Origin of the sequence: Pseudomonas sp. BN411, from assembly GCF_029871235.1 — a bacterium.
In the GTDB taxonomy this organism is placed as follows: Bacteria; Pseudomonadota; Gammaproteobacteria; order Pseudomonadales; family Pseudomonadaceae; genus Metapseudomonas.
This window is the reverse complement of record NZ_SSOM01000059.1, coordinates 1-11,539: the sequence shown is the minus strand read 5'-3', so window position 1 is coordinate 11,539 and position 11,539 is coordinate 1. Positions and strand designations below refer to the sequence as shown.

Annotated in this window: 8 protein-coding genes; 1 reads left to right on the top strand and 7 read right to left on the bottom strand. The window is 64.1% G+C overall.

Annotated features, from left to right (window positions below; translation table 11 throughout):
- The 7 genes from E8F06_RS09290 to peaA all read right to left on the bottom strand — a co-directional run.
- Nucleotides 1-1,820 (bottom strand): methyl-accepting chemotaxis protein (locus tag E8F06_RS09290; protein ID WP_280366424.1); only part of this gene is annotated, 1,820 nt, incomplete at its 3' end.
- A gap of 80 nt (nucleotides 1,821-1,900) precedes the next feature.
- Complete coding sequence (locus E8F06_RS09285) at nucleotides 1,901-2,929, bottom strand: AraC family transcriptional regulator (RefSeq protein WP_280366421.1); 1,029 nt, start codon at nucleotides 2,927-2,929, stop codon at nucleotides 1,901-1,903.
- A 179-nt stretch (nucleotides 2,930-3,108) separates the two neighbouring features.
- Entirely contained in the window at nucleotides 3,109-4,809 is a 1,701-nt protein-coding gene (locus E8F06_RS09280) for an AMP-binding protein (protein WP_280366418.1), read from the bottom strand.
- Between the two features lie 328 nt (nucleotides 4,810-5,137).
- Nucleotides 5,138-6,262, bottom strand: a complete 1,125-nt coding sequence (gene peaD / locus E8F06_RS09275; protein WP_280366416.1) for a quinohemoprotein amine dehydrogenase subunit beta — start codon at nucleotides 6,260-6,262, stop codon at nucleotides 5,138-5,140.
- Between the two features lie 29 nt (nucleotides 6,263-6,291).
- Nucleotides 6,292-6,615: a quinohemoprotein amine dehydrogenase subunit gamma gene (gene qhpC / locus E8F06_RS09270; protein WP_151133378.1), complete on the bottom strand. Its 324-nt coding sequence runs from the start codon at nucleotides 6,613-6,615 to the stop codon at nucleotides 6,292-6,294.
- A gap of 1 nt (nucleotide 6,616) precedes the next feature.
- The gene (gene peaB / locus E8F06_RS09265; protein ID WP_280366414.1) at nucleotides 6,617-8,047 is read right to left on the bottom strand and encodes a quinohemoprotein amine dehydrogenase maturation protein; all 1,431 of its coding nucleotides are present in this window, start codon (nucleotides 8,045-8,047) and stop codon (nucleotides 6,617-6,619) included.
- 74 nt (nucleotides 8,048-8,121) lie between these two features.
- Nucleotides 8,122-9,639: a quinohemoprotein amine dehydrogenase subunit alpha gene (peaA, locus tag E8F06_RS09260; protein WP_280366427.1), complete on the bottom strand. Its 1,518-nt coding sequence runs from the start codon at nucleotides 9,637-9,639 to the stop codon at nucleotides 8,122-8,124.
- Nucleotides 9,640-10,094: 455 nt separating this feature from the next.
- Here peaA and E8F06_RS09255 point away from each other — a divergent pair.
- The coding region (locus E8F06_RS09255; protein WP_280366412.1) for an aldehyde dehydrogenase family protein at nucleotides 10,095-11,539 on the top strand (1,445 nt) is incomplete at its 3' end.

The window sequence follows — 11,539 nt, the reverse complement described above, 5'->3', positions numbered from 1 at the left end:
TGCAGGCCTTCGATCACCTGGCGGATTTCCTCCACCGAGTCCTGGGTGCGCTTGGCCAGGTTGCGCACCTCGTCGGCCACCACCGCGAAGCCGCGCCCGGCCTCACCGGCCCGCGCCGCCTCGATGGCGGCGTTGAGCGCCAGCAGGTTGGTCTGCTCGGCGATGGCGCGGATCACTTCCAGCACCGAGCCGATCTGCTCGCTGCTGTTGGCCAGCGCCTGCACCTCTTCCATGGCCGCGCTCATTTCGCTGGCCAGTTGCTCGATGGCGCTGGTGGTGCGACCAATCACGCCGAGGCCTTCCTGGGTGGCATGGTCGGCACCGCGGGCGGCTTCGGCGGCCTGGGCGGCGCTGCGGGCGACGTCCTGGGCAGTGGCGCTCATCTCGTGGGAGGCGGTGGCCACCTGGTCGACTTCGCGGTACTGCTGCTGCATGCCGGCACTGGTCTGGCTGGCCACGGCGGCGGATTGGTCGGCGGTGCCGCGGGCGTCCTGCACCGAGCGTTTCACGTCGGCGATGATCGGCTGCAGCTTGTCGAGGAAGCGGTTGAACCAGCCGGCCAGCTCACCCAGTTCGTCCTGGCGGGCGTAGTCCAGGCGGCGGGTCAGGTCGCCTTCGCCGCTGGCGATGTCCTTGAGCATGCTGGCCACGCCCTGGATCGGCCGGGTCACGCCCCGGGCGGTGAGCCACACCAGCAGCAGGCCGGCAACGGCGGCGGCTACGCCGAACAGCAGCTCCAGCCAGGTGCCCTGGGCGTTACGTGCATCCAGGTCCTGTTGCAGTTCGAGGGCCGGTGCCAGGAGGGACGGCATGGGCACGTCCAGCAGCACGGCCCAGGGTTTGGATTCGGGGATCGGCTGGAGCGGTGCGAGCACCTGCAGATGGCCATTGGCCTGCTGCTCGTGGGCCTTGCCCTCGCGTTGCAGGCCGAGCAGCGCATTGGCCTCGTTCGGGTAGGCCTTGGCCAGGCCCTGGCCGAGCAGGCCGGCATCCGCGCTATAGCCGGCGAGCAGGCCGGCGGGGCTGAGGATGCTGATGGCGCCCTTCCCGTCATACAGGCCCTGGCTACCGGCACTGGCCAGCTGTTGCAGGTTGCTCAGGCTGATATCCATGCCAACCACGGCCAGCATCTTGCCGTCCTCGATCACCGGGAAAGTCAGGGTGGTGATGAGAGTCTTCTGGCCCGAGGCATCGTCGAAGTACGGGTCCAGCAGGCAGGGTTTCAGGGTCTGTTTCGGGCAGTTGAACCAGGTATTGAAGGGGCTGCCGTCGAGCATCGGCGTGGCGTCGCTGATCATCGCTTCGGTGGGTGCCAGGGTGCTGAGCTGGCCGCCGCGCTGCGCCCAGTAGGCGGAGAAGCGGCCCACCTCGTTGCTACCGAGTTCCGTGCGGTTGGCGTAGAGCGCGTCACTGCCATCCAGGGCGTTCGGCTCGAACACCAGGTAGAGGCTGAGCAGCTGCGGGTTGGCCTGCAGGGCTTCCTTCACCTGCTGGTTCAGATCCTCGCGCAGGGCCTGGCTGTCCCGTTGCAGCTTCTGCGCCTGGCGCTTCTGCAGCAGCACCTGGCGGGAGAAATTCAGGCCGTCCTGGTAGGCCGACAGGAAGTAACGCTGGATGGTCAGTGCCTGCACCTTGCCCTCCCCCTCCATACGCTCGCGGGCCGAGGTCTCCAGCATTTGCGCGCTATTGGCCTTGACCAGCTCGGTGCCAGCGCCCATGCGGTAGAGCGAAATGCCGATCAGCACGGCAACGATGGCCAGCAGGCAGAGGCCAGCCAGCAGGGTGATCTTCCACTGGATGGAAAGTCGGTTGAGGGGCATGGGCAAGGGTCCTGTTTACTTCGGATCGGCGATGGGGCGCGGACATGGCGCGCCTTTCTATTTAGCGGCAGAAAACGGCTTCAACTTGAGTCGGGATGGATCAATGAACGGTATTGCCCCGGCGTCGAGCCGGTCCATTTCTTGAAGGCCTTGTAGAAGGCGCTGGTGTCGGCAAAGCCCAGCTCGAAGGCCAGTTCGGTGAAGTTGCCTTCGCCGTGGTCCAGCCGGGCGATGGCAAGGTCGCGGCGCACCTGATCCTTCAGCCCCTGGTAGGACTGCCCTTCCAGGGACAGCTTGCGGCGCAGGGTGGATGGCGCCATGTAGAAGTGGCTGGACAACGCCTCCACATCCGGCCAGCGCTCGGGCTTGATGCTGCGCAGGTAGGCACGGATGCGCGCCGCCAGGCTCTGCGGGTCGCGATAACGCACCAGGATGTTCGCCGGCAGGCCACCGAGGAAACGCTTGAGGTCGCGAGTGCTGCGGCGCACCGGCAGCTCCAGGCAGTCGGCATTGAACAACAGTCGGCTCTGCGGACGGGAAAAGCGCAGGTTGGTGCTGAACATCACCCGGTAGTCCTCGATGTAGTCCGGCACTGTGCAGCGCAGGTCGACACCGAGGATGGGAATGCGCCGCCCGGCCAGCCAGCACATCAGGCCGTGAATCATCAACCACAGGGTGAAATAGCTGAAGGCACGGCATTGCTGGCCTTCGGGCTCATCCAGAGTGATTTCTGCGAGGCCACCCCGCCGTTCCAGACACGGCGAAAGACCGTCGAAGACCAGTTCGAGGAAACGTAGGGACAGCTCCAAGGCCGCCCCCACCGTGGGCTCCTTCACCGCCGCGCGGGTCATGTAGGCGAAGCTGCCGGACTTCATCCGCCGCGGATTCATGCCGAAGAACTCGTCGTCCATGGTCTGCGCGATGAGCAGCCAGAGCGCTCCATAGAGCTGCGACGACACCCGCCCATAGGGCTTGGCCAGCAGCTCGGCGGGAATGCCGCTCTGGCTCAACAGCTCAGAATCGTCAAAGCCCCGCTGGCGCAATTCCAGCAGGGCTTCGTGGACCAGGCGGACGGAGATGGTGCCTTTCTCGGCGGACGTGCCTGTCATGGGCTCCCTTGGGGTGATTTCCGGCGATGCGGCATTGTAGGGGCTTTACCTGTGGGGGCGAATTCATTCGCTAAAGGCAGCGCAGCTGCCCCATGGAACTACCAATGGCAGGACTGCGTCCTGCTTCGCGAATGAATTCGCCCCCACAAAAGAGCGAAGAATGCCCCTGTCTGCCGGCCCTACCGAATCGCGGTCACCTTGTCGTCCTTCGGCGGGGTCAGTTCCTCGATGCTGATCTCACGCATGCGGAACTTCTGGATCTTGCCGGTCACCGTCATCGGGAAGGCATCCACGAAGCGGAAGAAACGCGGCACCTTGAAGTGGGCGATGCGCTCCTTGGCCCAGGCACGCAGCTCGTCCTCGGTGGCAGTGTGGCCGGGGTGGAACTTGATCCAGGCGACGATCTCTTCGCCGTACTTGCTGCAGGGAATGCCGATCACCTGCACGTCGGCCACGGCCGGGTGGGTGAAGAAGAACTCTTCCAGCTCGCGCGGGTAAACGTTCTCGCCGCCGCGAATGATCATGTCCTTGCTGCGGCCAACGATGCAGACGTAGCCGTTCTCGTCCATGGAGGCGAGGTCGCCGGTGTGCATCCAGCGGCCCGGATCGATGGAGTCGGTGGTGGCCTGCGAATTGTTCCAGTAGCCCAGCATCACGCTGTAGCCACGGGTGCAGAGTTCGCCAATGGTGCCGCGCGGGACGATCCTGCCCTCGGCGTCGACGATCTTGCTCTCCAGGTGCGGCTGGGTACGGCCGACGGTGGTCACGCGCAGTTCCAGCTCGTCATCCGGGCCGGTCTGCAGGGATACCGGACTGGTTTCGGTCATGCCGTAGGCGATCTGCACTTCGCTCATGTGCATCTCGTTGATGACGCGACGCATCACCTCGATCGGGCAGGTGGCGCCGGCCATGATGCCGGTGCGCAGGCTCGACAGGTCGAACTCGCCACGCTGCGGATGATCCAGTTCGGCGATGAACATGGTGGGCACGCCGTACAAGGCAGTCGCCTTCTCCTCGGACACGGCACGCAGGGTGGTCAGCGGGTCGAAGGCATCGCCTGGGTAGATCATGGTGGAGCCGTGGGTCACGCAGCCCAGGTTGCCCATCACCATGCCGAAGCAGTGGTACAGCGGCACCGGGATCACCAGGCGATCCTGCTCGGTCAGGCCGAGGCTCTCGCCGACCATGTAGCCGTTGTTGAGGATGTTGTAGTGACTGAGGGTGGCGCCCTTGGGGAAGCCGGTGGTGCCGGAGGTGTACTGGATGTTGATGGGGTCGTCGAACTGCAGGCCGGCCTGGCGCTCGGCCAGGGCGTCGATGCTCACCTCCCCTGCCCGCTGCTGCAGCACAGCCCAGGGCAGGAAGGCGGCCGGCGGGTTGGCGGCGAGGCTGACCACGCCGCGCAGTTCCGGCAGGCGCTCGCAGTTCAGGCTGCCCGGCTCGGCCGCAGCAAGTTCGGGCACCAGGCCGAGGAACATGGCGTGGTAATCGGACGTCTTGAAGGCATCGGCGCAGATCACCCAGCGGCAGCCGGATTGCTTGAGTGCGTACTCCAGCTCGTTGCTGCGGTAGGCCGGATTGATGTTGACCAGGATGGCGCCGATCTTGGCGCTGGCGAACTGGGTGATGCACCACTCGGCGCAGTTGGGCGCCCAGATGCCGAGGCGGTCGCCGCTGTTGAGGCCCAGGGCGAGCAAGGCACGGGCGTGGCGGTCCACCGCTTCGGCCAGTTCCTTCCAGCTGTAGCGCAGGCCCTGATGCCTGACGACCAGCGCCTCGCGCTCGGGGAACTGGGCAACCGTGGCATCGAATGCCGCGCCTATGGTCATGGCGAGCAGGTCCTTGTCCTGCCGCCCCCGGGTGTAGCTCTGGTGATTCATGGCTTTCCCTTCTTGTCTTTGTGCTGGGATCGACGCTGATCAACTGGCCTCGACTACGGCAGAGAGGCCCGGTACGTAATTGGGCTTTATTTACCTTTACGTAAACGTAAAGGTAAATAAAGCCTGTTTTCCTGTCTAGTGACCCATTGGTCGGATATGGGTTCGGTTGTCCGTTGAGCCGTACCTCGGTCTTGGCCGGCTCGATTCCTTGTGGGGGCGAATTCATTCGCTAAGCAGGACAAAGTCCTGCCATCTAGATCCATGGGGCAGCTGCGCTGCCCTTAGCGACTGAAGTCGCCCCCACAGAGAACCCAACCAACCCCCTGTCTTACCGAATGAACACCTGCGTCGTGGTGATCGCCATATCACCGCCCGGCAGTTTGATGTTCTTCACCTTCTCCAGGCTGTCCGGATCGAACACCGCGATGTCATTGAAGGTGCCAGCCAGGTAGAGCTTGGAGCCCTCGGTATTGAACGCGACGCAGTAGTAGGAGTGATCCAGGTTGGCTGCCTTGATCAGCTTCTGTTCCTTGATGTCGTACTTGGCCAGGCGGTTGAGCACGCCGAACATCTGGTTCGGGTCCTTCGGCGAACGCAGACCGGTGAAGTACAGCTCGGTCAGCGGCGCGAAGTCCTGGACGGTGGACTTGCCAGTCTTCAGGTCGATGCTGACGAAACCATAGATGAAGTCGGCAGTGGCCAGGTCCTGCTTCTCGTCCTTGAACTTGGCCGTGGTGTAGAGCATCGAGAACTCGTGGTTCGGCGTCTGGTGCGGCCAGAAGTAGAGGACATCCGGCGGGCTGTACAACGGACGTTTCCAGTTGCGGCCCGGCACTGCGACTTCGTACTTGCCGGTCTTCACATCCATCTTGTAGATGTCCGGCCCGGCGACGTAGAGGCTCCCGTCGTCGCCCGCGCGCATGAGGTAGATCTGGCGCGGCATCGGGAAGCTGCGCACCGGCTTGGCGTCCAGGCCGGCGCTGGTGTCATAGACCTCCAGTCGCGGCTGCTTGACCACGTAATGATCATTGAGCATTTCCGTCGGATTGACGGTGGTGTAGAGCTCCTTGCCATCCGGGCTGAGGGCGAAGGAGAACATCGAGCGCACCTTCTCCCCTGGCTTTTGCGACAGCTTGGCGTGGAACACCGTCTTGCAGTTGTCCAGGTCGACGCCGTAAAGATCGCCGAAGTGGTTGTTGAGGATGAACGCGGTCTTGCGATCCGGCGCCATCATCGCGGTGCCGGGGCCGAAGGCGTCCGGCAGGCGGCAGGTCTTGTACAGGCTGTCGGTGGCCAGATCGACCACGTGCAGGTTGTTCGGGTAGTTGGTGGCGATCATGTATTCATGACCGGCCTTCAGTGCAGGGCCGGATTCGTCCGCAGCCCAGGCATTGATGCCCAGTGCGAGGCCGGCAACAGCGGTCGCCAGGCTGGCGATGGCTTTGAGTTTCATCAGTGTTTCCCTCTTGTTCTTATCGCCGGTCATTTGTCTTTCGGGAATACGGTGCCGAGGTTGCGCCAGTCTTCCGCGGAGTTGGACGCCTGGGCATTCCAGTCCTGGTAGGTGCTCATCATGTCGGGCACCTGGGCCGGCCACCAGCAAGGGTCGGAGCAGCCGTAGAGGTCAGCCTCCATCGGCTGGCACAGCGAGCTCACCCCGCCGAAGGCGTCCACTTCCCAGCCCGGGTCAGTGGTGGCTGTGCAACCGGCCACCGCACTCATGGCCATGACTTCTTCGATGCGATCTTCGGCTGCGGCTTTTTCGAGCATTTGCGCTTTGTTGTTGAGCGGCTTCAGATGTTTCATGTCAGTGCGCCTTCCGCGGAGAGATGTAGCTGCTGATGAAGGCCGGGTTGACGGCCATGATGCGGCTGTAGACTTCGATGCCGAAGTCCACCCAGTCGCGCATCAGCTCGCAGTAGTGATAGGTCGGGTGAGTGGGGTCGCCGTAGCGGGCGTAGCTCTCGTGGTAGCAGCCGCCGGAGCACAGATTGCGGATGCGGCAGGTGTCGCAGCCGGTGCCGGAACGGTCCAGGCGCTGGGAGAGGAAGTCGTTGAGCTCGACCTGCTTCACTCCGCTGTGCACGTTGCCGAAGGTCGGCATGCTGGAGCCGGTGAAACGGTGGCAGAGGTTCAGCTCGCCCTTGTGATCCACCGCCAGCATCTTCAGGCCGGCACCGCAGGGCAGCGCCTTCTTGTGGCCTTCGTGGATGTCGGTGATCAGTTGGTGCAGGTTGGAGAAACCGATGTTGCGGTGCTCCAGCGCGGCTTCCAGGTAACGACGGCCGAGGGCCTTCATGTTGGCGAAGACTTCCACCAACTCTTCGCTGGTCAGGTTGTAGTTCGCCATGTCGCCCGAGGTGACCGGCGCGAAGCCGACTTCGGCAAAACCCAGTTCGTTGAACAGGTGGTTCCAGATGGTCTCGATGTCGGTGATGCCGCGGGTCAGGGTCACCCGCGCGCCCACCGGGCGGCTGCGATAGCGCGACAGCAGCAGGTCAACCTTGCGCCGCACCACGTCATAGGTGCCCTGCCCGCCCACCGTGATGCGGTTGCGGTCGTGCACCGTCTTCGGCCCGTCGATGCTGATCGACAGCCCGAAGCGATGGGCATTGAGGTAGTCGATGATCTCTTCGGTGAGCAGCGTGGCGTTGGTGGTCATGATGAACTCCACCTGCTTGCCAGCCTCGGCAAAGCGACGCTCGCAGTAGTCCACCATGTGCTCGATCAGCGGCCGGTTGGACAGCGGCTCACCACCGAAGAAGACCACGCTGTAGCGCTCTTCATCGGGCGATTCGCGGAGCAGCATTTCCACCGAAGCTTCGGCGGTTTCCGCGCCCATCTTCTTGCCGGCGGAAGGCTTGTCCAGGTCTTCCTTGTAGCAGTAGGTGCAGCTCAGGTTGCAGCCGGTGTTGACGTTCAGCACCACGGTGTTGAGCGCCGTGCGCTCCACCTTGCTGATGCCGATTTCCGGCGTCAGCGGCGAGCCGTCGCTCACCACTTCCAGCGCGATCAGCTCGCGCAGGGTTTCATTGATGTCCTGTCCGGCGAAACGCCCGGCCAGGCGTTGCACCAGGTCTTCGGACGAGCAGCTCTGCTGGCGCAGCGCGTCGATGATGCCACCGGTGACTTCATCGGTGGCGAACAGCGAACTGCTCGGGATATGGAACAGCATGCGGTCGGCATCCACCCGCACTTCGTGCAGGTTGCGTTCGACCAGATTCAAGATTGCGCCCATGGCGACCTCCCGGAATTCTTCCCAATCGTCGTTGCGAATCCGGGCGGGGGCTGCCCCGCCCGAGCCGATACCGCTTACGGGATCGGCGGGTTGTTCCAGCGTTGCACGGTGACGATCAGATGGCCTTCACCCTTCTGGCCGCCCTCTTCCAGTTGGGCGATCACCTTCAGGTTGCCGGCGTTGTTGGTCATCATCTTGCGTTCCGGGTTGGGACCGGCGCCGCCGGGGATGAAGACGCCGTCCTTCTGCATCACACCGGCGAACTTCACGTCCTCGTCGTCCTTGGCGCGCTCGTCGAAAGGCTCCACCGACCATTTCGCCGGCAGGTAACCGATGCGGTACGGCTGGCCGTCAGCGCCCTTGCCCCAGGCTTCCGCTTCGAAGCGACCTTGCACCTTGGGTGTGGAGCCGCCGTTCTCGCCGATACGGGCGATGGAGAACTCGGGCACCACCTTCACCTCGCTGATGTCCTTGTACACCGCGAGGTCGACGCCCTTCAGCTCGCCCAGGGCGACGCTGCGCACGCCGGGTGCGGCATCAGCGGCAGCCTTGACCTTGACGCGAACCAGCTTCGGCGTGACTTCCAGCACCTTCACCACCTCGACGCCGGCACCGAGGTCCGGGGTGCCCTTCAGGCCACTGCCCACCAGGGTCAGTTCGGTTTCGCTGCCGGCCTTGATGAACGCGGGCTGCACGGCCAGCAACTTGGCGTTGCCGTCTTTGGCGGCGCTGAAGTCCAGGCCACGCTCGTCGTGCTCGGCCTCGAACATACGGCCCTTCATCTCGCCGTTCAGGGCAGCGAACACCTGGCGCAGGTTGGTCTCGCCGACCTTCACATTGCCGCGCCATTCGTAGCCGTTGTAGAGGATGGCCGAGCCGCTGCCGTTGAACGGCGTGCCGTCGGCATACTGGCCTTTCACCTCGACCTTGAAGGTGTCGCCAGCATCGGCGGTCACGGTCATCACGCCGCGCACGTCACCCTTGGTGAGCATGTGGCCACTGAAGCTCCACTGCCCCGGCAATGCATCGGCCTTGGGCTTGGCCTTCTGCCAGTCGGCCCAGGCCTGGTTTTCCAGCGGGAAGCGCTTGGCCAGTTCCGGCACCATTTCCTTGATGGCGAGGTCGAACCAGTCGCGGTCGCGGGACTGAGCCTGGTATTCGAGGGACGGCCACTGGCCGAGGTGGAAGTTGACCAGGTGTTCCCACTCCTTGGCCGGACGACGTTGCAGGGCGACACGGGCCCCCGAGTGGCAGCGGCCACAGGTCTGACTCAACTGGTCATCGAACTTCTCGACGGTGTTCAGGCGACGCTCCATGGCGTAGCGCACACCCTCGGTCTCACTGGGAGCCAGACCTTGCTTGTCGGCCAGGTACTTGACCAGGGTGCGCCGGTCGCCATCGCTGATCTGCAGGCCGTGCATCACTTGCATACGCCCGATGCTCATCAGCCAGCCCTCAGGGGTCTTGCGCTGGTGGCTGATGCGGCTGTAGGTATCGTTGCCCTCGGGGATGTGGCAACCCATGCACTTGGACTTGAGGAGGGCTGGACCCTCCTCGGCTGCATGGGCCTGGGCGAACATGAGGGACGCCATGGCCAGTGCCAGGGTGCCCGCGTGCTGCCGGAGTCGAGTCGTCTTCAAGGTCAGACCTCCACGGTGTTGTTCTTATGATTTGCACCCCACGGCGGAGCGGGTGCAGTTGTCACGGCAAATACATAATGTGTGCCATGCCGAAGAAAGTCCTTTTACAACAATGATTTAGCCGTAAAACGCTGGCTTGGCGGGGATGCTGGCGGCGGGGTCCGGCGTCTAATTTCGCGACAGACTGTTCCACGCTGAGACTGCGCCATGCAGCATCCAGTAAAGGTAGACAGTGCGACTGTTCCAGGCCCGTCTCAGCGAGTCTCAAAGTGCAACAGCGAGCACTTCGGCGGCGACCCGAAACAACCCGATAATTCCTTTTAAATCATTGTCTTATCTGTATTTGGCGGCCTTGGCATGGGGGTTGCGAAAGACGGGTACAACTTCAATGAACAGAGGCTTCCCCCATGCTCGCTGACCTGCCCGTCCTTCCCCAGACCAATGCCTTCCTCAATCGCAAGCTGAAGATGCTGATCGGCGCCGAATGGCAGGACGCCGTCAGCGGCAACACCATGAGCTTCCGCAACCCGGCCACCGGCGAAGTCCTCGGCAACGTGCCCTCGGCCACCGCCGAGGACGTCGACCGCGCCGTGCAGGCCGCGCGCCAGGCCTTCGACGATTCCGCCTGGAGCCGTATGCGTCCGCGCGAACGGCAGAACCTGCTGTGGCGCCTGGCCGACCTGATGGAACGCGACGCCCAGGAACTGGCCGAGCTGGAGTGCCTGAACAACGGCAAGAGCGCCGCCGTGGCCCAGGTCATGGACGTGCAGCTGGCCATCGACTTCCTCCGCTACATGGCCGGCTGGGCCACCAAGATCGAAGGCAGCACGGTCGACGCCTCCCTGCCGCTGATGCCCCACGACCAGTTCCACGGCTACATCCGCCGCGAAGCCGTCGGCGTGGTCGGCGCCATCGTCGCCTGGAACTTCCCCCTGCTGCTGGCCTGCTGGAAGCTCGGCCCGGCGCTCGCCACCGGCTGCACCGTGGTGCTGAAACCCGCCGACGAAACCCCGCTGACCGCCCTCAAGCTGGCCGAACTGGTGCTGGAAGCCGGCTACCCGGCCGGGGTGTTCAACGTCATCACCGGTACCGGCCTGAATGCCGGCGTCGCCCTCACCCGCCACCCGGGCGTCGATAAGCTGACCTTCACCGGCTCCACCGAAGTCGGCAAGCAGATCGGCAAGGCGGCCATGGACAACATGACCCGCGTGACCCTGGAACTCGGCGGCAAGTCGCCGACCATCGTCCTGCCCGACGCCAACCTCGCCGAAGCCGCTGCCGGCGCCGCCACCGCGATCTTCTTCAACCAGGGCCAGGTCTGCTGCGCCGGCTCGCGCCTGTACGTGCACCGCAAGCACTTCGACAACGTGATCGCCGACATCGCCGGCATCGCCAACGGCATGAAGCTCGGCAACGGCCTCGACCCGAGCGTGCAGATGGGCCCGCTGATCTCCGCCAAGCAGCAGGACCGCGTCACCGGTTACATCAACCTCGGCCGCGAACTGGGCGCCACCATCGCCTGCGGCGGCGACGGCTTCGGCCCCGGCTACTTCGTCAAGCCGACGGTGATCGTCGACGTCGACCAGCAGCACCGCCTGGTGCAGGAAGAAATCTTCGGCCCGGTGCTGGTGGCGATGCCCTTCGACGACATCGATGAAGTCATCCGCATGGCCAACGACAACCCCTATGGCCTCGGCGCCAGCATCTGGTCCAACGACCTGTCGGCGGTGCATCGGATGATTCCGCGCATCAAGTCCGGCTCGGTCTGGGTCAACTGCCACAGCGCCCTCGACCCGGCCCTGCCCTTCGGCGGCTACAAGCTCTCCGGCGTCGGCCGCGAAATGGGCGCGGC